The following is a 21,786-nucleotide window of genomic DNA, read 5'->3' on the forward strand; positions in this document are numbered from 1 at the left end:
AGCAAAGCCAGGTAACGCCATGAAAATAATTGAAAGCAGAGCCATTCCGACCCCATGCCTGAGCAACCATGCATCCAATCTTCTGAAGCTGGAGAGTGGCGATCTTCTGTGCACCTGGTTCGGTGGCAGCATGGAGGGCTCATCCGATATCTCCATCTATTTGTCCCGTTTTGATCATACTGAAAAGACATGGAGCGATGCGGTCAAGATGAGCGATGATGCCAACCGCTCCGAGCAAAATCCGGCCCTTTTCCGCCATCCTTCCGGACAGATCTGGCTGCTCTATACGGCTCAACTCAAGACAGATCAGGGAACCGCCATTGTGCGCTTGCGCCGCTCGGATGATGAGGGGCAGAGCTGGGCCCCGATTGAAACATTGTTTGCGCGGGAAGGCACCTTCATTCGCCATCCGCCAGTGGTCAACCCCGATGGCAAGCTTCTGCTGCCGATCTGGTTTTCCAGCATGAAAAACGCCTTTGGAGATGACCGTTCACTGGTGCAGATTTCCGATGATGGCGGTATGAGTTGGCGCCTTGAAGGCGTGCCCAGAAGCGAGGGCTGCGTGCATATGAATATCCAGCCCAGTTGCAAGGTGGCTTTCTATCGCAGCCGCCGGGCGGACAATATCTTCCGGTCTGTTTCAGATGATGGCGGCCTGACATGGTCTGCGCCGGAACCAACGCCATTGCCCAACAACAATTCGTCCATTCAGGCTGCCGAGCTGTCCGATGGCCGGTTGCTTATCATCTACAACCATATCAGCGCTGCTGGTCGCGATTGCGAAAGTGCGGTGCCGCCCTGGGTGCAGGATAAGGAAGCCTTTCTGGCTGAATGCGACGTAACCGAAAACAGTGCCATCTGGGGCGTGCCGCGCAATCCGCTCATCATTGCCAGCTCGACCGATCTGGGAAAAAGCTGGAAAGAGGAGCTGGTCGTCGAAGAAGACGCTCACCTTCTGTCGGCTCATGACAAGAAGGGCGCCTTCCGGGGGGATTATTCCTATCCCTCGATCATCGAGACATCCGATGGGCGCCTCCATATCAGCTATTCCTACCTGCGCGACTATATCAAACACGTCACGCTGAGCATGTGAGTTTGGCTGGAAAAGGGGAATGGCAACATAGTTGAAGAAGGCCTGAAGAAGAGTTGAAGAAGACAAGAACGGGCTTGGAACATTGTGGGGGGAAAGGGTGAAACAGGATCAGAAACTGGCGATCATCGCAGATGATTTCACCGGCGCAGGGGATTCCGGGGTGCATTTCTCGCGGCTTGGCAAGCAGATCAAGTTGCTCCTTCATTTCCCGTCCCTGCATGACGAAGGACTGCTCGAAGGGAACGTCTCCATCAATTCCGAAACCCGATTTCTGGCTCCGGATGCGGCAGCGGCCACGGTGGCCCATGTGATCGGCATTTGCCGCCAGAAGGGATATGAGCGCTTTTACAAGAAGATCGATTCCACCATGCGCGGCAATCCCGGCGCCGAAATCGAGGCCGCCCTTGAGGCAACCGGTAAAGCCGCCGCGCTCATTTGCACCGCCATGCCCGAAACCGGACGCACCTGCCGCGAGGGAACCATCTTTTTGTCCGGCGTGCCTCTGCATGAGACAGATATTGGCAAAGACCCTTTCCACCCGATCTCGACCTCGAACATCGCCTGCATGCTCGGCGAACAGTCACGCCTTGTCACCGCTGGACTGACGATTGCCGATTGCGAAGCCGGAGAGGAGGCGCTGGTCTCCTCCATCAAGGCGCATATCATAGCCGGAGCCCGGCTGATCATTGCCGATGCGGTCAATGAAACCCATTTGGCAACGCTGGCCAGAGCTGCATTGCAGGCCGACTGTTTGCCCGTGGGAGCAGGGGGCTTTGCCAGAGCGCTGGCGGCTTCCGAGGCAACACCAAAAAGCAAATCCACCAGACGGCAGGGTACTATTCTGGACGGGCCTCTGCTGGCCATCGTCGGCAGCCTTGCCAAGCCATCGCTGCGACAGGCGGAGGTCGCTGAAAAGCTGGGAGACTACCAATCCATCATAGTCCCTCCCGATGCCAAGCCGCAGGACGTGGGCGGTCTCTGCTGCGCACAGCTTGAGACGAACGGAGGCAGATCTGGCGACATCCTTCTGCGCATGGATAACAGCAGCGTCGCCGCGCGGGTAAGCAAAGAAGAAGGCGCTCGCATCGCCGCTCTTGTCGGGCAGGCTGCGCTTGATATTTGCCAGAGCCAGCATTGCAAAACCGTGTTCAGCACGGGGGGAGAAACCGCCATTTCTGTTGCCTCCGCGCTCGGCATTGAGGCCATTGATCTTGCCGACGAGCTACTGCCGGGCGTCGTACTCGGGGCCTGCCGGTCCGACAAGGTGGATGTGAAATGGTTCATCTCCAAGGCCGGTGGCTTTGGCGATGATGCCGTACTGCTCGATATTCAGGCTCAAACGCGCAACCCCATCAGAAAAGCTCAATGAGATGGAAGACCTTCGCATAGCAAAGCAGGACATGCCGCATGTGGCACCAGAGACAACCGGACAGCCCGCGAGGGCCGAGGCTTACGTTGCCATTATTACCTGTTTCAACCGCGATGACACGATCAACTACTCTGCGGTGAGAAATCAGGTCCGGCGGCAGATCAGCTTCGGCAACAATATTCTCGTGGGGGACACGCAAGGGGATTTTACCTGCCTGACCCATGCGGAGAAAGTGCGCCTTTGCGCCGAAATCGTTGAAGAAGCAGACGGGCGCGTCAAGGTCTTGGCCAATATCGGGATGCCCTCCACCTACCAGTCCATTCTGGTGGGCAAGGATATCTCCGGACTCGGAGTGGATGGTGCAACCGTGCTCGCCCCCTATTTTGCCGATTGCCCGGATGAGGATGTGTTCCTGCATTACAGCAAGGTTGCCGACAGCTTGCAGATGCCGATTTATCTTTACAATGCGCCTGCCATCACCATGCGGCCTCTTTCGGCAGAGGTGGTTGGGCAACTGGCGTCCCACAGCAACATCAAGGGCATCAAGGACAATAGCACCGATGGAGCCCGAATGCGGGCCTATCTGGATATCGCAGCGGACAATGCGGATTTTGTGCATTATGTGGGCACGGATTCCCTCATCTGTGAGGCGCTTTCCCATGGGGCAGCAGGATGTATGTCTGATCTGGGGAATATCCTGCCCCGAACGCTCAATAATCTCTGTCTTACCTTTGCCAATGGCAGCAGCAAGGAGGCACTGAAATGGCAATCCCTGCTGTCTGAACTGCGCGCCGATCTGCTGGCATTGGGGCCCATGGCCCTGTGGGTCAAACAACTTCTCTATTTGATGGATAACAGCGTCGGTCTCGGGCGCCAGCCCTTTCCGCGCCCCAACAGCGCACAGGAAGAAGCCCTGTGCGCCATCGTCGAGAAATATCAGATCGTGTGATGGATGCCTTGATGCCTCTCCACTGGGGCTTCTTAAACGCGTCCCCGGCCGATGCGGCTGACCAGCACGGCCATCAAGCGCTGATAGAGATCCGCCCCCAGCACATCATCCTCAATGCCATAATCAACGGACGGGTTGTCGTTGATCTCGATGATGCACGGCCCTTTCGGTGTTTCCTTGATGTCCACTCCGTAAAAGCCGTTGCCGATTAACCGGGTGCCGCGAATGGCCGTTTCGACCACGTCAACAGGCACGGCTGAGATGGGCATCGTTTCCGAGTCGCCTGACTGGATGGTGCCGTCCTTTTCATATTCGTAGATCTTCCAGTTGCCGCTCACCATGTAATATTTGCAGGCATAGAGCGCTTCCCCGTCCAGCACCCCGATCCGCCAGTCAAAATCCGTCGGCATGAATTCCTGAATCATCAGAAGATCCGTTTTGCGGAACAGCGATTTGCTGAGATCGTTCAGCTCATCGCGGCTCGACACCTTGTGTACGCCCTTGGAGAAACAGCCATCGGGAATTTTCAGAATGCCGGGAAACTCGAACGCGTCGACGAGCGCCTTTAGACGCGGGCGGTCAAAGATCGTTGTCTTGGGCGTCAGGATCCTGTTCGACTTCAAAAGTTCCGCCAGATAGATCTTGTTCGTGCAACACAGGATCGAATGTGGATCATCGATAACGGGCATCCCCTCACGCTGCGCCCGCTTGGCAAAGCGATAGGTGTGATGGTTGAGAGCCGTTGTCTCACGAATGAATAGGGCATCAAATTCAAGCAGGCGTCCGAAATCCTTCGCGGTGATGAATTCAGCGCGTGCGTCCACGGTTTCAGCGGCAGCTGCGAATGCCTCCAACGCCTTGGCATCGCTCGGAGGGCTCTCTTCTTCCGGATTGGCAAGAATGGCCACGACGGCGGAAGGCAGCTTGCGGATTGACGGTTTGGGTAGACTGCCTTTGAGAAAGGCGCTAAGGGCCGACAGGAAGCGCGGCTTTTCATCTTCGCCCAGCTTGTGAATGGCAACCGCTTCGATTTCCTTGATCCTGAATTTCGCGTCTTCTTGCAAGGTGATGCGAATGGCAGGGCAGCGGAACAGGTCGAAAGCCGTTTTGCCAATGTCGCGAAAGCGCCGTTCGGAGGTGCGGCCGAAATAGATGTCTATGGAAGCGGGGAAGCTCTTGTCCTGCATGCTGCCAAGCATTTGATCCAGGCGCAGGAGGGCCTGTCGATGGATGCGCTTCCAGTTGATGTCGAGCAGTGCATCGGCTTCTGGCAGGCAGCGTTCCTTGCGGGCTTCGGCCAGCAGACTGCAATAATAGCCAAGGGATAATGGTTCATAGGAGCGCGACAGGTTGATGATGCGTCGCCCCGGAACCCCATGTTCGAGCGCCAGATATTGGCGCACAGTCATGACCAGCGAGCCGCTAGGCGGTGTTTCCAGATCCTTGAGCTGATCCACCAGAATGATCGGCAGGCGGGTGCGGTTGGCCGGTTTGGAGCCATGGGGCAGATGCTCAAGCACGCGCAAAAGGCGAAGCCCGTCTGCGCCATCCTCATAATAGCCCGGCAAGGCCTCTTCCGGCACGAAGCCATAGCGCTGGTAAAGACTGATCGCCTTGCTGTTATCGGCGCGAACCTCCAGCGACAGTCGGTCGCATTCCAGCTCTTTGGCAATAGCCTCGGCACCCCCCAGAAGCTGGGAGCCAATGCCAAGCCCGCGAGCCTCCGGCTCCACGGCAATCGAATAGAGACGCGCGACAGATGTGCCCTGTCGGGTGAGGATCAAGGCATAGCCGAACAGCCTGTCCTGCTCGCCAATTGCCACAAGAAGGCGGGCTGTGTCTGTCTTCATGAAAGAAGAAAAGGAACGGCGACTGATCTGGTCGCTATCAAAACAGCGGTCTTCTAGCGTCACAAGAGCGGAAAGGTCGTCCATATTGGCCGGACGAATGAGGACTTGGGAAAGAGGATGCGATGGCATGGGATGCACTCACGATCACGGTTGAGACAGGCTCCCATTTCCGCAAGAGTCCCAGATAGAGAGCGATGGTCCTATATACTGTTGCTTGAGGTTTGAATATCGAAAAATGCAAGTTTTAGGACGAAAATGTAAGAGGATATGTGCGAGGATATATTGGTCATTTCTGTCGAAATTGTTTCTGCCAATTACGAATGGCAAAACGGATGTGTATGTCGCTACGGTGACGTAATCGGCGCTGTCTGACTATGTTCGCGCCGCAAGAGTAACCCTACTGTTTTTCTTTAAAACACAAGGGTTTTGGTTACGGGTTTATAACCGCTTTAAGAATTTCGATTGGCCTGAGTCGTACCTTAATTCCGGCTACACGGGTGCTATGCAGAAATTGCAAGCTCTTCTGCATTGACTCAAGGGAAATCCACAACATATATGCGCTTATTATAAGTACACATATGATTTGGTCTCTTGAGGTTTGCATGGATATGAAGGAAGCCGAACAGCATGTGGGCTACCTTCTGTTCGAAGTGTCCCGCCTGTTTCGTCGCCGCTATGAAGAGCGGTCCAAGTCCTGTGGGCTGACGTTACAGCAGGCCCGTGTCATCGGGCATCTGTCACATCATCCTGACGGTTTGTCGCAGGCAACACTGGCGCAGGCCATCGATAGCGATCCGATGACCATCAGCGGCATATTGGACCGGCTGGAGAAACGCGCACTGGTTAAACGCGTTCAGGATCCTGCCGATAGCCGTGCCAAGCTGGTAACCATTACGCCGGAAGGCCGCGAGCTTTTCATCCATGCGCGTAGCATCAGCCGCGAACTCTTTGACCAGATACTCGGTAACCTGGAGGATGGGCACAGGGAAATCCTGATGGAAAGCCTGAAAAGCATCCGTAACCAGCTAATTGATATGTCTCCCGAAAACAAGGAATCACAGAAATGAGTGCTCGCACCACAACGGTTGCAGACAATGTGACCGAATTGGAAATTGAAGGCGATGCGTCCACTCCCGAGAGTGAAGACCGCATTCCCGCTTCTGCACCGATGCCTCAATCTGAAGACGATACTGTAGCCACGAGCAAAAGAAGGCCCGGTCGGCTTCTCCTCATGGTGTCCGTGCCATTGCTCATCGTGCTGGGCGGCCTTTGGGTCTGGTTGACCGGAGGACGGTTTGAAGAAACCGATAATGCCTATGCGCATCAGACAAAGGTTGCCATCTCGGCGGATATTTCGGGCCGGATCGCCTCTGTTGGTGTGAAGGACAACCAGCATGTTTCTGTTGGCGACGTCTTGTTCACGCTCGACCCTGAGCCTTTCCAGATCGCCGTGGATGAGGAAAAGGCTGCGCTCGCCAAGGCACGTCTGGATGTAGAGCAGCTGAAAGTGAGCTTCCACACCGCAGAGGCCTCTCTGGCGTCGGCCCGGGATACCCTTGCCGTTCAACAGGAACTCTATGATCGCCGCGCCATTCTGGCTGAAAAGGGCATTGCTTCGAGCTCCACACTGGATGAACTCAAGCTTTCCCTTCTGGCAGCAAAGAATGCCGTTACCACAGCGGAAAAGCAGGTGGATAGCGCTAGGGCTGCGCTGGGCGGAAATCCCTCCATCCAAACAGACGAGCATCCAACGGTTCGCACCGAGCTTGCCAAGCTGGAACTGGCCGAGCGCAATCTGAGGAAGACCACTATCAAGGCTCCAAGCTCTGGCGTTATTGCGCAAGTGGATGACATGAATGTTGGCCAATTTGTTACCGCAGGCAGTGCAATGGCCAGTCTGTTTGAAGCAGATGACACTTGGGTGGAAGCCAATTTCAAGGAAACCCAACTGGAAGGCATCCAGGTAGGCATGCCGGTGGAAATAACCTTTGATGCTTATCCGAGTACCCATTTCGATGGCAAGGTTAGCAGCATCAGCGCTGGAACAGGGGCAGAATTCGCCCTGATCCCCGCCCAGAATGCAACCGGCAACTGGGTGAAGGTCGTTCAACGTGTACCGGTGCGCATCGAACTGGAACAGGCGCCCGAAACGTCGAACTTGCGCTCGGGCATGAGTGCAGTGGTTAGCGTCGACAAAGGCCAGTCCACTCTGGATAAACTCAAGGGCATTTAAGGACATCATGCATCGGGCATCCGCATGGGTGCCCGGTCTGCAGGGGAAACAGGCATGTCTCACTCCGTATCCGATTCACAACCTGCTGTGGTGGTCGCCAATAGAGCGCTGCTGACTTTCGGGCTGATGCTGGCCACGATCATGCAGGTGCTCGATACGACGATCGCAAACGTAGCCCTGCCGCATATGTCTGCATCGCTTGGTGCCGCTCAGCATGAGATCAACTGGGTTCTGACTTCTTATATCGTGGCGGCAGCCATCGCCACCCCCATTACGGGCTGGCTCAGCGACAGGATCGGGCAAAAGCCATTGTTCCTCTTTGCCGTGACGGGCTTTACGGTGGCCTCGGCCCTGTGTGGCATCGCCACCAGCCTTGGCGAGATGGTTGCCTTCCGCATCCTTCAGGGGCTGTGTGGCGCCATGATTGCGCCGCTGGCGCAGACCGTGATCATGAATATCAACCCCAAGGAACGTCTGGCGCAAGCCATGGCGATCTACGGCATGGGGATCATGGTGGCCCCGATCATCGGGCCAACCCTTGGTGGTTGGCTGACCGAGAGTGTCAACTGGCGCTGGGTGTTTCTGGTGAATGTGCCTGTTGGTATCCTCTGTATCGTCATGTTGCTTATCTATATGCCGAACTCTGATGTTCGGAAGCGGAATTTCGACTTTTTCGGCTTCGCCATGCTTGCGCTCGGTGTCGGCTCGCTGCAGTTGATGCTCGATCGTGGCTCCGACAACAACTGGTTTGAAAGCATTGAAACCTGGATCGAACTCGGGCTCGTGGTCTCCGGTCTTTGGGTCTATGTGGTCCACTCGGTGACCGCAAAAAACCCCTTTGTTGATCTGCGGATCTTCAAGGACGCGAACTTTGCCCTGGCCTCTGTTGTCATGTTTCTGATCGGGCTGTCCCTGTTTTCCGGTCTGGCGCTTCTGCCGCCGCTGCTGCAGAATTTCCTCGGTTATTCCGTGCTTTCCTCCGGCGAGCTCATGGCGCCACGAGGGGTCGCCTCCATGGTTGCCATGATGATTGTCGGGCGCGTGAGCCATAGGGTTGATTTACGCCTGATGATGGTTTTCGGAGCCTTGGTGATGACGGTTTCGCTATGGATGATGACCGGCTTTAACCTGCAGATGGGGTCCTGGCCGATCATTTTGACCGGTGCCCTGCAGGGCTTCGGTATGGGCTTCATCTTTGTTCCGCTCTCCACGATGGCCTTCATGACCCTTTCGCCAAAGCTACGCGGGGACGGAACTGCCATGTATGCTCTGGTGCGCAATATGGGGCAGGGGATAGGCGTGTCTGTGGTTTCGGCTGTGCTCACCCACATGATGCAGGTGAACCATGCCGAATTGGCCAGCCGTATCACAATCACGTCTGACGCGGTGCACCAACATGCTCCAGGCCTTCTTTCCGGGGTGCTAACATCCATATACCAGGTCAATGCGCTGGTAACCCAGCAATCGGCGATGCTGAGCTATATCGATGACTTCTGGCTGATGGCGGTTCTGAGTCTGGTTTCCATTCCGCTTCTGGTTCTGCTACGCAAACCCAAGAAGCAACCCGTCAAGGAATCCTGAGGAGGAGCTGGTGCGGATCGTCAATCGCGCTGGACACCATATTCGCCACAAAGCTCGGCGAGCAAAGCGTGCAATCGCTCGATCACCTCTCCACGAGGGGCATTGATTCGCTCGACGATGCCGATGCGGCGCGTGATATGCGGATTGCCAAAGGGCAGTTTTATAACCCTGTCTGCATCAGGGGACTGAACCGCAGAATGTGGCACCACCGAGATGCCCAGCCCTTGCCGTACGCAGGTGACAATCGCGCCGATCGTATCGATTTCTGCCACATCCAGTGTAACGACTCCCAATCTGGAAATTTCGGTATCGATCAGATTCGACAAGGGAACATTGGTGGCAAATCTGACAAAGGGATAGCTGCCCAGCAGATGAATCGGATCTCGTTCCGTGACTGTTTCGGGTGCGATTATCCAAAGGGGCTCGTGCAAAAAGGGACTCCACCTTAGTTGGGGGGGCAAACTGACATGCTCCGCAACGACTGCGGCATCGAGACGCCCAGAAGCGACATCCGAGATCATTGCAGAGGAAAATCCGACCCTCAAATTGATTTTCAAGGCCGGATATTTGTCATGCATTGCAACTACAGCTTGAGGTAGCAAGTTGAGGGCACTGGTCCGGACCGTGCCAAGCCGGATGGTCCCCGACATCTTCCTGCCTCTCAGTCCGGCAATCGTATTTTCTTCAAGGTGCAAAATTTCTTTTGCTAATTCAAGAACTTGCCTTCCTTCTGTGGTCAGGCTTGGCGGGCGGGATGCGCGCTCGAATATCTTCACATTGAGCTCGGATTCCAGTGCCTGGATCTGCTGGCTGACAGCTGAAGGTGTAAGCCCCACTATTTCGGCTGCCTTGCTGAAAGTACGGTAAGTTGTAATTGCGACTAAAGTTTTAAGCTGCCGGGTGTCCATTACTTCATCCAGTTTTTCTTAATCTAACAACCAGAATTTTTCGCTTCCATAAAGATATTTATTCTTACAACATTTTTAACCGGAGGGAACTGCTCTTTTGTTTGAAGTCAAAGGGCAGGGCCAAAAAGGGAGGGACTCCGTGCAAGCTGTTTGGAGGCAGCGCGCGGTATCCAGCAAAAATTAAGATTATGTCGCTTTCCGCCAGGCGGGAAGACGGGAGGAATGTATCATGTCAAAGACGATCCTCGTCACGGGGCCGGATCTGGCTCCGGCTGCGCAGGAGCTTGTGCAAACGCATGGCTTCGAGACGGTTCACACACCGGCTTATGCAGCCAGCGAGGTTATTGCCGATTTTCTCGTAAAGACAGACGCCGTTGCCGTCGTGTCCCGCATGGGGCGGATCGATGCCAACGTGATTGCGAGTGCTCCGTCTCTGAAAGTGATTTCCAAGCATGGAGTTGGCGTCGACAACATCGATCTGGCAGCTGCAGCACAAAAGGGTATTCCGGTGCTCAAGGCGACCGGAGCCAACGCAATATCCGTTGCCGAGCATGCCATCACGCTGATGCTGACCACAGTCAAGCGCATTCTGCCGCTGGACTCTGGCCTACGTGCCGGCAAGTGGGAAAAACCGGGTTTCAAGGGTGTTGAACTGGCTGGCTCGACCCTTGCTCTGATGGGCTTGGGCGCGATTGCTCAGGAAACCGGCAAAATCGCCAAGGGCCTTGGGCTCAAACTTGTCGGCTACGACCCCTTCGCCAGTCAGGACTGTTTTGATGAGTTGGGCGTCGAACGCGTCGACAGCCTGACGGCCCTGCTTGCACAGGCAGACATTCTCAGCCTGCACTGTCCTCTCAACGATCAGACACGCCAGATGATCAACGAGGAGAGCATCCGCTTGATGCCGGAGGGAAGTTACATCGTTAACACCGCCCGTGGTGGTCTGATCGACGAAGACGCGCTTCTGGCGGCGGTCCAGTCAGGTCACTTGGCAGGTGCCGGTCTGGACACCTTCGCCACGGAACCTCCGGCTGCAGATCATCCCTTCTGGCAAGAACCTCGAATTGTTTCAACGCCCCATATCGGCGGCGTGACCCATCAGGCCAATGCCCGTGTGGGCTGCGAGGCGGTGCGGGGCATTTTCCAGATTTTGGACGGTGAAGCCGTCGCCAAGGACCGTTATGCCAACTGGGCTTTGTTGGTTGAAGCCGGGCATCGTTAAACAAAGTTGGAGTTAGAACCATGGATATCGGATTTCGGATTTGCAAACGTGAGCGCGTTGCGCCGAAGGAGCTCATAGAGGCTTACAAACAGGTGCCGGTGGCCAATGTCTCGGACAGCATGTTCCGCATGACAGCCGCAGGCTCCAAGCTGCGTCCCATGCATGCCAGCGGCAGCATGGCTGGCTCGGCACTGACCGTCAAGGCGCGCCCCGGCGACAATCTCATGTTCCAGAAAGCAATCGACCTGGCCGAGCCGGGCGACATCATCGTGGTCGATGCTGGCGGCGATGTCACCAATGCCCTGATGGGCGAGCTGATGCTGGCCTGGGCGATCCAGCGCGGTGTGGCAGGCTTTGTCATCAACGGCGCAATCCGCGATGTGGACGCCTTTGTTGAAACCAACCTGCCTACTTTTGCCGCAGGCATATCTCACCGTGGACCATACAAGGATGGACCGGGCGAGATTAACGTTCCCATCAGCATCAACGGCATGGTGATCCAGCCTGGCGATATCGTTATCGGCGATTCCGATGGCGTATTGGCTGTTCCTCTGGACGCCGCTGAAGAGATTCTCAAAAAGGCGCAAGCAAAGCACAGCGCAGAAACCCGCCAACTTCAGAATATCTCTGAAGGCAAGAATGATCGCAGCTGGGTGGATGCTGCCTTGAAGGCGCGGGGCTGCACTTTACCATAAGACAATCGCAAAGCATGAGGGAGGAGAAACATGCAGAAGATCTTTAAAACAATCGCATTGGCGAGCGCGTTCCTGACAATGGCAGGAACAGCTTTTGCTCAATATCCGGAAAAGCCGATCAAGGTAATCGTGGGCTATTCCGCAGGTGGTGGCACCGACGTCATGGCTCGCACGGTCGCCCCATTTCTTGAAAAATATCTTGGCGACGGAGCAAGTATCGTCGTCAAGAATATGCCGGGCGCCAGCGGGCAGATTGGTGTGACCGAAGTCGCAAATGCCGACAAGGATGGTTACACGCTGGGCACCTACAACCTGCCGGGCATGATGGCACGCACATTGGATCGCAAGGCCGATTACGATGCCTCCAGCTTCTCCTATCTGGCCAACGTCGTAAATGACCCCAATGTGATCGTTACCTCCAAGAGTAGCGGTCTGGATACGGTCGAAAAACTGCTAGCAGAAGCGAAGGCCAACCCGGGAGCCATCACTGTAGGCATGTCCAGCCTTGGTGGCGATGACCACTTCCTGCTGCGCAAACTTCAGCAGATGACGGAAACGGAATTCACCATTGTGCCGTTCCGCGGCTCGGCTCCTGCCCGTACCGCCCTTATGGGTGGACATGTGGCCATGGGCATTCTCAACATTTCCGAAGTGTCTGCCTTCAAGGACGAAATCAATGTTCTTGGCGTTGCTCTGGAAGATCGCTCTGAGTTCGCACCAAATGTGCCGACCTTCAAGGAGCAGGGCGTTGACCTGATCAACGGCTCCATGCGTGGCTTTGTTGCGCCTGCCGACCTTCCCGATGATGTGCGCGACACCTTGCTTGCCGCATTTGAAAAACTGAAAACCGACAAGGAATTTGCCGCCGCCATGAAAGCAACGGCAAACCCGGTTCAGGTCGTCACCGGCGATGCGTTTGAGAAGCTGAATGCCGATTTGCTCGACTTTGCCAAATCCGTTTGGGAAGAGAGCCCTTGGCGCTGATCTGAGTGGTGCGGGGCTCCCCCCGCACCCTTCCCGTTGTCCCCATTGGAGCCTCTCAAATGCATAACAAACCAACCCATCGGTTTCTACGTGCAGAATCGATCACCGCCTTTTACATTATCGTGGTCGCGGCTGCCTTTCTGATTCCGACAACTGACCTGGCCCCGCTGTCTGCGCTTCTGCCAGCCGCTATGCTCGTTGGCCTTATTCTGCTGGCACTCGTGATGCTGATTACCGATCAACGCAAAGCAGCCGCCGGAGAAGAAGCCGAAGCGGTAGTGAAATCTCCAAAACGTGTCTTTGGCGCGTTCGGGCTCATTATCCTTTACGCCATCTGCGTCGACCTGATCGGCTTTTATATCAGCACTGCTCTGTCGCTGCCGCTGGTCGCCTTTATTTTCGGTTATCGCAGTCCTGTTGGTCTTGCCATTGCCACAGCCATCGTTCTTTTAGCCATCTATCTGATCTTTGGTGTCTCAATGTCTCAGGAATTCCCAACCGGTCTTCTGTGGGCGAAGTGAGGTATCATGTATTCTGATCTTATCCAGTCCCTGCCAAACGTTATCGCCTGGGCCAATATCGCCGCACTGGTTATCGGCGTTCTTGCCGGTATCGTCGTCGGCGCTATGCCGGGCCTCAGCGCCACCATGGCAATCTCCGTTCTTGTCCCCTTCACATTCGGTCTTGAGCCGCTGGTCGCGCTCGGTCTGATGGCAGGCATCTATAACGGCGCCATGTATGGCGGAGCCATCCCCGCAGTTTTGCTGCGCATCCCCGGAACGCCGGCAGCCGTCGCCACGACCTTTGATGGCTACCCCATGGCACAACAGGGAAAGGGCGGCTACGCCCTGCAGGTTGCTGTCGTCTCGTCCGCTTTTGGCGGCATGGCCAGTGCCATCGCCCTGATGCTGCTCGCTCCGCCTCTTTCGCGCGTCACCCTGCTTTTCGGCCCTGCTGAAGTCTTCTGGGTTGCGGTCTTTGGCCTCTGCAGCATCATCTTCCTGCTTGGGGGCAATGTGACCAAGGGGCTCATCAGCGCCTGCTTCGGCGTGTTCGTTTCCGTTGTCGGCTCCGACCCGATATTTGGCAACGACCGCTACACCTTCGGCCAGCTTGAACTGCTGGACGGCATTCACATCGTTATTCTGCTGGTTGGCCTCTATGCCCTGCCGCCGGTTATCGATCTGCTTGAAAGCCCGCTGAAGACCGAGAATTCCGCCGGAGATCGCCTTGGCACAGAGCCAATCTGGCGGACATTCCCGCAAATGCTCCGCTTCTGGAAAACATGGATCCGATCAGCCCTGATCGGCATCTGGATCGGTATCCTGCCCGGAGCCGGTGGCTCCATGGCAGCCTTCATGTCCTATAACGAAGCACGCCGCTCCAGCAAGACACCGGAAACCTGGGGGAATGGGGAACCCGAAGGCGTGGCTGCCTCGGAAACGGCCAACAATGCCGATACCGCCGCAGCGCTCATTCCAGCCCTGACGCTTGGTATTCCGGGCACGGCTGTTGCTGCCATCATGCTTGGTGGCCTCCTGATCCATGGTCTGCAACCCGGTCCGATGCTCTTCCGCAACAATCCGGACATCGTGTTCGGCTTCATGTGGCAGTTCCTGTTCGGGGCTATCCTGTTGGTTTTCCTAGGAGGGTCTCTGGCGACCAACAGCTTTGCCAAGTTGCTCAAGCTGCCGCGTCCGCTATTGGGCTCGGTGATCATTATTCTGATGCTTATCGGTGTCTATTCGATCCACGGGCGCATGTTTGATGTCTATCTGATGCTCGGATTTGGTGCGATTGGCTATGTCATGGACAAGCTGAGATTCCCGCTTCCGCCGGTTGTTCTCGGTCTAATCCTTGGTGGCTTTGCTGAAGAAAATCTGCGCCTTGCCTTACGCATTGGTCGTGGGAACTGGATGGTGCTGTTCCAGAATGTCACCAGCCTCATTCTGGTTGCCCTGACCGTTGCCGTGGTTGTCGGCCCCATGGTGAAGCATCGCCTCATCGACAAGAAAAAGGCCGAAAGCAAAGGATAGGTGATGAAAGCAGCAAGTCCACATTTCAAGGTTCGCGATGCGTGGCTAAAGCTTGTCCACGAAGAGGTGATCGATGCTGAGCAACCGATTTTCGATTGCCATCATCACCTCTGGGACAGGCCCGAAGGCCTCTATGGCGCCAACGAACTGGCCGCAGATGTTGGGGATGGGCACGATGTACGTGCCAGCCTCTACGTCCAGTGCCGGACAGGCTACGCAGCGCACGGACCTGAAGAAATGCGTCCTGTTGGAGAGGTGGAGACGATCCTTGACTGGAGCAAGGATCAGCCTCATTTGCCGGTGGGGCTTGTTGCCTTTGCAGATCTGCAACTGGGCGCAGCAGTGCGCCCGGTGCTCAAAGCGCTTAAGGCTGCCGGTAAAGGGCGGGTTCTTGGTGTTCGCAATACGACTGCATGGCATGCAGACCCGGCAGTCCGCTCCAATCCAAAACCTTCCCCCGATGGCCTTTTGCGCACAGAGGCATTCCTTTCTGGTGCCCGCGAAGTGGCCAAAGAAGGCTTGTGCCTTGACATCTGGGCCTATCAAAGCCAGTTGGCCGAAGTGGCTCATCTAGCGCGGGCCTTGCCCGAATTGACCATCATTTTAGACCATTGCGGCGGTCCGCTTGGCGTGGGGCCTTACCGAATTGATGATAAGAAGAGCTTTGAGGCATGGCGCTCGGCTCTGGCAGAGGTTGCCGCGTTGCCCAACACCCGCATCAAGATCGGAGGCTTCGGGCTAACTGTCATCGGATATCGCTATGCCGATGAAGAGCTCCCTCCGCAGTCTGAAAGGCTGGCGGCTGATTGGCGTCCGCATGTTGAGGCCTGCCTGGCGCTGTTTGGCTCAGAGCGCGCCATGTTCGAAAGCAATTTTCCAGTCGACAAGGGGCAATTTGGCTATCGTACGCTCTGGAACGCTTTCAAGCGGCTTTCTGAAAATCTCGACAGCACAGCGAGGGACGATTTGTTCTGGCGCACCGCTGCCCGATGCTATGGCATCGACGAACGCATTTTCACGACACATACTGGGAGGAACTTGTCATGAAAAAAACCTTTATCGCCGCGCTCGTCGCAGCATCCACCTTGACCGTGCCCGCGTTGGCTGAATATCCGGACAAGCCGATCCGCATCGTCGTTGGCTATTCCGCAGGAGGGGGCACCGATGTGATGGCACGCGCCGTTGCACAATTTTTTGAAAAGGCCCTTGGCAATGGTGCGTCGGTCGTGGTGAAAAACATGCCCGGCGCTGGTGGTCAGATCGGCTTTACCGAGGTTGCCAGTGCCGACCCCGATGGTTACACGCTGGGAACCTTCAACCTGCCCGCAGCCCTCGCGCTCACCTATGATCGCAAAGCCGATTATGATGCTTCCAGCTTCACCTATCTGGCCAATTTCGTCAAAGACCCCAATACGGTGGTTGTCAGCAAGGAGTCCGGATTCGAGACTCTGGAGCAGCTGGTCGAAGCGGCCAAAGCCCAACCTGGCTCCGTTACCATGGGGCTTTCCGCGCTGGGGGGTAACGATCATTTCTCGGCGAACATGATCGCGGATGCCACGGGCGTTGAATTCACCCTTGTGCCCTTCAAGGGCGCATCCATGGCCCGCACGGCATTGATGGGTCAGCATGTGGCCGCTGGCACCATGACCCTCAGCCAGACGGTGTCTTTCCAGGATGAATTGCGCGTTCTGGCCGTACTCTCGGACGAGCGCTCGACCTTCCGACCCGATGTGCCGACGGCCAAGGAACTTGGCTATGACGTTCAGATGTCATCCTTGCGGGGCATTGTTGCACCCGCTGGTCTTCCTGCCGAAATCGAAGAAAAGCTGCGCAAGGCCCTGATCGATGTAAACGCCATGGAGGATTTCCAGTCCATGATGGCCAAGCAGGGCAACCCGATTTCTTTTATCGCGGGAGAGGAGTTTGAAGCAACGGCCAAGCAGCAGGATGGCGTTGCTCGGAGCATTTGGGAAAAAACCCCTTGGAAATAAAAAGCTTTTGGCGCACTGGTCATCCGGTGCGCCTTTCGCCATTGTCGGAGGAGGAGAACTTCGGCGTCACTAGGAGGAGAAAAACATGCTAAAGAAAACAATCAGTGCAGCCGCGATATTGCTGGCCACAACCAGCCTTGGCCAAGCGCGCGAACTGACCGGATATACCTATTCAGCCGTATCAACAACCGCAGCCGTCAAGGGCATGACCCGTATCAGCGAACGGATCGCGGAAGAAACCGGCGGCGATCTGACAATCAAGGTGCATCTGGGCAAGACCCTGCAGATTGCGTCCTCTGACATCACGCAAGCCGTGGGCGACGGCATTGTGGATTTTGCTGCGGACTATTTCTTCTCGGGCAACGTGCCCATTGCGCGCGTGCTCAACCTGCCAATGCTGATCGAAAATGACGAGGAATGGAACAAGGCCTACGCGGCGATGGAACCCATTCTTCAGGAATCCTTTGCGCAGCAGGGCGTCAAGCTGCTCGGAGGCTATCGCTACCCACAGCAAATCATTTTCGCAACATTCGAGATCAACAGTCTGGCCGACCTGAGTGGCCACAAAATCCGCGTAACATCGCCTGAGCAGGGCAAGTTCATCGAAGAATTCGACGGTGCTGCGATCACGTTATCCGGCAGCGAGGTGCCGACATCTCTGGAGCGTGGTGTTATTGAAGGTGTGCTCACGGCCAGCGCTGGCGGCGCCAAGAAATGGCACGAATTCCTGCCATACAACTATCGCTTCCCGGTGAATTACGGCAACTCCATGATCATCGCCAACAGTGATATCTTTGCTGATCTTGAGGAAGACCAGCAGAAGGCACTGGCGGCAATCGTCATGGAAGAAGGCAAGAAGATCACCGCTGAATTCCTGGAGGACGAGGAAAAGCAGAAAGCCTCCCAACAGGAAGCTGGCATGACCATTGTGGCTGCCAAGGATAGCGACGCTGCGATGGCGCGCGAAAAGTTGGCTCCCTTCTGGGCCGAATGGGCAGAACAGAATGGCCCTGACTATGTAGAGGCTCTGAAGCTCGTTCGCGAAGCAATCGGTAAATAGCCATGGCAGGAAACAATTCCACAGGGCCGGCCTCGGCTGGCCCTGTTTTCGACTTCATCGCCAGCCTGACAAAATGGGCAACTGGACTCGTCCTGTGCGCTCTGGTTCTGCTTGTTTTTAGTGAAACCGTTTTGCGCGGATTGGCCAATTATTCTTTGGGCTTCGTGGAAGAGGTGACCGGCTACTTTGTCGTGACGCTCACCTTTCTGGGGGCCGCTCTGGCTTTGCGGGCCGAGGCGCTGTTTCAGGTGCATTTCCTGTTTGATGCAGTCCCCGACCATGTGCAGGCCTGGCTGAAACGCCTGTTCGTTGTCGCCTCCCTGATCGTTTGCGTCATTCTGGCGCTCAAGACCCATGACCTGGTTCTCAGTTCTTTTGGCCGTGGCAAGTTTGCGCCGACTGTTTTGCGTACGCCGCTCTGGATCCCTCAGATGATCATGCCGATCGGTTTTTCGCTGATCGGGATCTTCCTGCTTGAGAAACTGCTCCTGAGCGGACGCAAGAAAGAGGAGCAGAGCTGATGGAAGCCATTCTCGCATTCGGTTTGTTGATCGGTCTCATTCTCGGTGGCATGTGGGTACAGTTTGCCGTTGCCGGTGCCGGTCTTTTCTATATTTGGCTCCTAAAGGGTTTCTGGGGCTGGAAGGCCCTCGGCATCGTCAGTTGGGGAGCCGCAAACAGTTTCACCCTTGCGGCGATTCCCCTCTTTGTCCTTATGGCGGAAATTTTGCTTTGCTCTGGGCTCAGCACACGCCTGTATAATGGGGTAGCCCCTTTCATGCGGCGTTTGCCCGGTGGGCTGTTGCATACCAATATCGCGGGAAGCGGTATCTTTGCGGCCATCTCGGGTGGCAGTGCACCAACGGCTGCTGCCATGTCTACGGTTGCTCTGCCCGAGCTGTCGGCAAGAGGCTATGACAAGCGACTGGTTGCCGGTTCGCTGGCCGCAGGCGGAACACTGGGGATTCTGATCCCGCCGTCGATCACGATGATCATCTATTCGACCTTTACCGACACGTCGATTGCGCGCCTGTTTGCTGCGGGGCTGGTACCCGGCATTGTGCTTGCGGTGCTCTATATGAGCTTCATCATCGCGCGCGTTCTGATCAATCCCAAGCTCGCCCCCAAGGTAACCGAAAAAGCGTCTACGGCTGAGATTTTCCGCTCACTTCTTGATATTTTCCCATTCCTGCTGCTCATCTTCATCGTGCTTGGCAGTATTTATGGCGGACTGGCCACGCCAACAGAAGCCGGGGCCGTCGGGGTCATCGGGGCGACATTGATTGCGGCAATCTATGGCAAACTCAGCCGTGCTTTGCTGGCCACAGCAATCAAGCGCACGGTGACGATGAGCGGAAACATCCTGTTCATTGTCTTCTGCTCCATGATTTTTGCCTATGCCACGGCGCTGTCCGGCATTGGCGAGAATCTCGTAGCCGTTCTGGAAGATGCCAACGTATCCCGCTTCGCCTTCTTGTTGATCATCATGGTTCTGTTTGCGGTTCTTGGCTGCTTTATGGAAGGCCTTGGCATGATCGCAATCATCGTGCCGGTCATCTATCCCGCGCTTCAGGCTCTGGGCATCGATCCGATCTGGTTTGGTGTGTTCGTGGTTATACTCGTTGAGCTTGGCCAGATAACGCCGCCTCTGGGGGTTATTCTGTTTGTGGTGGCCAGTTCGTCCAAGAATGTAAAGGTTGAAGATGTGATCCTTGGAACGATCCCCTTCTTCAGCATCATTCTGGCGTTTCTCATCGTGCTGATCGCCTTCCCGCAGATCGTGCTCTATCTTCCTTCTCTGACATTGGGATGAGTGAAATGAAGTCTATTTTCCCCGAACCGGTGGTCGTTGAGGCCGAGATTTTTACAGAACTCCCCGCAGATCTCCGTCGCCCCGGCGTTCCCTCCTACTGGGCGTCCCGCAACAAGCGGGGCGCCACGGTGGATAGCTTTATCGAAGGCCCGTCATTTGATCGCGATGGTAATCTCTGGTTCGTCGATATTCCGTTCGGGAGGATTTTCCGAGCCGATCCTTCAGGGGTGGTCACACAGATGGCTGAATTTGACGGCCAACCCAACGGCTTGAAGATCCACAAGGATGGCCGGATTTTTATCGCCGACTATCAGAATGGCATCCTCAATCTTGATCCCGCAACGGGCGCAGTGACGTCTGCTTTGAAAGATTGTGATACCGAGGGCTTCAAAGGGTGCAATGATTTGCATTTTGGCCGTGATGGCGCCCTCTATTTCACAGATCAGGGACAGACCGGCCTGCAAGATCCGACGGGCAAGGTCTATCGCTGGATGCCTGATACCGACTTCCTGACCTGCCTTATTGACAAAGTCCCCAGCCCCAACGGTTTGGTGCTCGATCAGAATGAGCACACGCTTTATCTGGCGGTAACCCGCGCCAATGCCGTCTGGCGATTGCCACTTTCTCCTAGCGGCCGCGTCAATAAGGCAGGACTTTTCCTTCAGTTTTCTGGTGGGCGTGCCGGGCCTGACGGTTTGGCTTTGACAGCGCAGAATGGTGTCGTTGTCTGTCAAACGGGGCTCGGCCTTGTCTGGGTGCATGATGCGCTCGGGCGCCCGATTGCCGTGGTGCGCTCACCACGCGGTCTGGGCACCACCAATTGCGCCTTCGGGGGAGAAGGAAACCGGACGCTCTATATGACGGAATCCGATTCCGGAACTATCCTCAAGGCCGACTTCCCTGCAGAACTGGGCATCTCCGGCGAACCTATGTTCGCTCATGCCGCGCTCTGAATTAGTCTCAAACACCTGCGCAAGGCACCTTTCGGGGGCCTTGCTTTGCTATGCTTTACCAATATGGGCGCGAAATGCGGACCTTCTCATAAACAGGAAAAATTGGCTGATCCTGCAGCTTTATCCTTGCCAGCTGGTTGCGCTGCATAGGCTTGAAACTGTTCTGGAATTCTTTCGGCAATGCATCGGACAACGGCAAGATGGAATCAATCACTCCGGCCACATTCGTGCGCCCGTTTGATACATCCACTGCCATGCCCGGCTCAATGGAAAACAGATAACGGCGCGGCAAATACATCAGAATATAGGCCTCACCAGCATAGATCGATAGCATCGGGTCCCCCGTGCGATAGACGGCGCCGGGGGAGGGCACTTCCGTGCCGATTGTGCCCGATACGGACGCCGTGATCTTGCCATCGGAATAATGGGCCTTTAGCTTTTCGAGCGCCACGGCCGCATCCTCACGGGCCGCTTCCAACGACCCGATCTGCCCGGAGAGCATATCCAGATCCACGGTGAGTTGGACCAGATGGGAGCTTGCGTCAAAGCTGGATTTGAGAATTTCCTCGTATCGGGATGTCGTCAGATTTCCTTTGCGTTGCAGGTCATCGACCACGCCGAGCAGCTTTGTGGTCTGGGCTTCCCTTTGCTTGGCAAGCGGCAACAGACGATTGGCGATCTGCATGCGCAACTTGAACTCCGCCGCCCGCTGCGTCAGGTCGGCCTGCTGGGTGGAAAGATCCGCAAGGCGCTCGAGCTGCTCGGAGGATTCGATATGCATCAGCACATCACCCTTGTTGACCGTCTGGCCTTCCTCAACGAATATCTCTTCTACCCGCGAGGTGTAGCTGGCTGCCAGAATTGCCTTGTCCCGCAACACAAGACCATCGCCCCGCAGCATGATCAGGTCGCCCCACATGTAATTTGCCAGGCTGGTTGCCATGACGATTAGAATAGACAGATAGATATAGCGGCCATAGGAGGTTGAATGGCTTCTTTTCTGATTGGCCAGATTGTCTGACCGGGGGCGCTTTCTAAGGCTGCGCATG

20 protein-coding genes are annotated in these 21,786 nt (G+C 55.9%); 17 read left to right on the forward strand and 3 right to left on the reverse strand.

All coding sequences use genetic code 11. The features are described from left to right. Positions 1–19: 19 nt before the first annotated feature. The 3 genes from BM258_RS04795 to BM258_RS04805 all read left to right on the forward strand — a co-directional run bounded on the left by BM258_RS04795 (position 20) and on the right by BM258_RS04805 (position 3,411). Positions 20–1,093: a sialidase family protein gene (locus BM258_RS04795; protein ID WP_175527920.1), complete on the forward strand. Its 1,074-nt coding sequence runs from the start codon at positions 20–22 to the stop codon at positions 1,091–1,093. 97 nt (positions 1,094–1,190) lie between these two features. Continuing rightward, positions 1,191–2,462, forward strand: a complete 1,272-nt coding sequence (locus BM258_RS04800) for a four-carbon acid sugar kinase family protein (RefSeq protein ID WP_175527921.1) — start codon at positions 1,191–1,193, stop codon at positions 2,460–2,462. Position 2,463: 1 nt separating this feature from the next. After that, the gene (locus BM258_RS04805) at positions 2,464–3,411 is read left to right on the forward strand and encodes a dihydrodipicolinate synthase family protein (protein WP_175527922.1); all 948 of its coding nucleotides are present in this window, start codon (positions 2,464–2,466) and stop codon (positions 3,409–3,411) included. A gap of 32 nt (positions 3,412–3,443) precedes the next feature. Here the strand turns inward: BM258_RS04805 and BM258_RS04810 are convergent, their stop codons facing one another. Continuing rightward, a complete protein-coding gene (locus BM258_RS04810) occupies positions 3,444–5,390 on the reverse strand; it encodes a GNAT family N-acetyltransferase (protein ID WP_090069519.1) in 1,947 nt (648 codons plus the stop codon). 473 nt (positions 5,391–5,863) lie between these two features. Between BM258_RS04810 and BM258_RS04815 the strand changes: the two genes are divergently transcribed. The 3 genes from BM258_RS04815 to BM258_RS04825 are packed head-to-tail and all read left to right on the forward strand — an operon-like array spanning position 5,864 to position 9,075. Continuing rightward, complete coding sequence (locus BM258_RS04815; RefSeq protein WP_175527923.1) at positions 5,864–6,328, forward strand: MarR family winged helix-turn-helix transcriptional regulator; 465 nt, start codon at positions 5,864–5,866, stop codon at positions 6,326–6,328. After that, the gene (locus BM258_RS04820; protein ID WP_244544597.1) at positions 6,325–7,494 is read left to right on the forward strand and encodes an HlyD family secretion protein; all 1,170 of its coding nucleotides are present in this window, start codon (positions 6,325–6,327) and stop codon (positions 7,492–7,494) included. The genes BM258_RS04815 and BM258_RS04820 overlap by 4 nt, the downstream gene beginning before the upstream one ends. A 54-nt stretch (positions 7,495–7,548) precedes the next feature. Then, positions 7,549–9,075: a DHA2 family efflux MFS transporter permease subunit gene (locus BM258_RS04825; protein ID WP_090070370.1), complete on the forward strand. Its 1,527-nt coding sequence runs from the start codon at positions 7,549–7,551 to the stop codon at positions 9,073–9,075. A 20-nt stretch (positions 9,076–9,095) separates the two neighbouring features. On the opposite strand, the gene BM258_RS04830 is transcribed toward BM258_RS04825, so the two are convergent. Beyond that, the gene (locus BM258_RS04830) at positions 9,096–9,983 is read right to left on the reverse strand and encodes a LysR substrate-binding domain-containing protein (protein ID WP_090069525.1); all 888 of its coding nucleotides are present in this window, start codon (positions 9,981–9,983) and stop codon (positions 9,096–9,098) included. 229 nt (positions 9,984–10,212) lie between these two features. On the opposite strand from BM258_RS04830, the gene BM258_RS04835 reads away from it, so the two are divergent. The 11 genes from BM258_RS04835 to BM258_RS04885 all read left to right on the forward strand — a co-directional run bounded on the left by BM258_RS04835 (position 10,213) and on the right by BM258_RS04885 (position 20,737). After that, complete coding sequence (locus BM258_RS04835; RefSeq protein ID WP_090069529.1) at positions 10,213–11,205, forward strand: hydroxyacid dehydrogenase; 993 nt, start codon at positions 10,213–10,215, stop codon at positions 11,203–11,205. Positions 11,206–11,225: 20 nt separating this feature from the next. Continuing rightward, a complete protein-coding gene (locus BM258_RS04840; protein ID WP_090069532.1) occupies positions 11,226–11,900 on the forward strand; it encodes an RraA family protein in 675 nt (224 codons plus the stop codon). A 30-nt stretch (positions 11,901–11,930) separates the two neighbouring features. Continuing rightward, the gene (locus BM258_RS04845; protein WP_090069534.1) at positions 11,931–12,884 is read left to right on the forward strand and encodes a Bug family tripartite tricarboxylate transporter substrate binding protein; all 954 of its coding nucleotides are present in this window, start codon (positions 11,931–11,933) and stop codon (positions 12,882–12,884) included. A 59-nt stretch (positions 12,885–12,943) separates the two neighbouring features. Next, positions 12,944–13,405: a tripartite tricarboxylate transporter TctB family protein gene (locus BM258_RS04850; protein ID WP_090069537.1), complete on the forward strand. Its 462-nt coding sequence runs from the start codon at positions 12,944–12,946 to the stop codon at positions 13,403–13,405. A 6-nt stretch (positions 13,406–13,411) separates the two neighbouring features. Then, on the forward strand, positions 13,412–14,920 hold the full coding sequence (locus BM258_RS04855) for a tripartite tricarboxylate transporter permease (RefSeq protein ID WP_090069540.1): 1,509 nt from the start codon (positions 13,412–13,414) through the stop codon (positions 14,918–14,920). Between the two features lie 3 nt (positions 14,921–14,923). Next, positions 14,924–15,967, forward strand: coding sequence for an amidohydrolase family protein (locus BM258_RS04860; RefSeq protein WP_090069544.1), 1,044 nt, complete (start codon positions 14,924–14,926; stop codon positions 15,965–15,967). Beyond that, positions 15,964–16,911: a tripartite tricarboxylate transporter substrate binding protein gene (locus tag BM258_RS04865; protein WP_090069546.1), complete on the forward strand. Its 948-nt coding sequence runs from the start codon at positions 15,964–15,966 to the stop codon at positions 16,909–16,911. The genes BM258_RS04860 and BM258_RS04865 overlap by 4 nt, the downstream gene beginning before the upstream one ends. Before the next feature lie 85 nt (positions 16,912–16,996). Then, positions 16,997–17,971: a TRAP transporter substrate-binding protein DctP gene (gene dctP / locus BM258_RS04870; RefSeq protein ID WP_090069548.1), complete on the forward strand. Its 975-nt coding sequence runs from the start codon at positions 16,997–16,999 to the stop codon at positions 17,969–17,971. A gap of 2 nt (positions 17,972–17,973) precedes the next feature. Continuing rightward, positions 17,974–18,492 carry a TRAP transporter small permease gene (locus tag BM258_RS04875; RefSeq protein WP_090069550.1) on the forward strand — a complete coding sequence of 173 codons (519 nt, stop codon included), beginning with the start codon at positions 17,974–17,976 and terminating at the stop codon, positions 18,490–18,492. Next, positions 18,492–19,784 (forward strand): TRAP transporter large permease, encoded by a 1,293-nt coding sequence (locus tag BM258_RS04880; protein WP_090069552.1) that lies wholly within the window; start codon positions 18,492–18,494, stop codon positions 19,782–19,784. The genes BM258_RS04875 and BM258_RS04880 overlap by 1 nt, the downstream gene beginning before the upstream one ends. A gap of 5 nt (positions 19,785–19,789) precedes the next feature. Beyond that, a complete protein-coding gene (locus tag BM258_RS04885) occupies positions 19,790–20,737 on the forward strand; it encodes an SMP-30/gluconolactonase/LRE family protein (RefSeq protein WP_090070372.1) in 948 nt (315 codons plus the stop codon). A gap of 55 nt (positions 20,738–20,792) precedes the next feature. Here the strand turns inward: BM258_RS04885 and BM258_RS04890 are convergent, their stop codons facing one another. Beyond that, entirely contained in the window at positions 20,793–21,785 is a 993-nt protein-coding gene (locus BM258_RS04890) for an HlyD family secretion protein (protein ID WP_090069555.1), read from the reverse strand. Position 21,786 lies beyond the last annotated feature (1 nt).

This window comes from Cohaesibacter marisflavi (genome assembly GCF_900115225.1).
In the GTDB taxonomy this organism is placed as follows: domain Bacteria; phylum Pseudomonadota; class Alphaproteobacteria; order Rhizobiales; family Cohaesibacteraceae; genus Cohaesibacter; species Cohaesibacter marisflavi.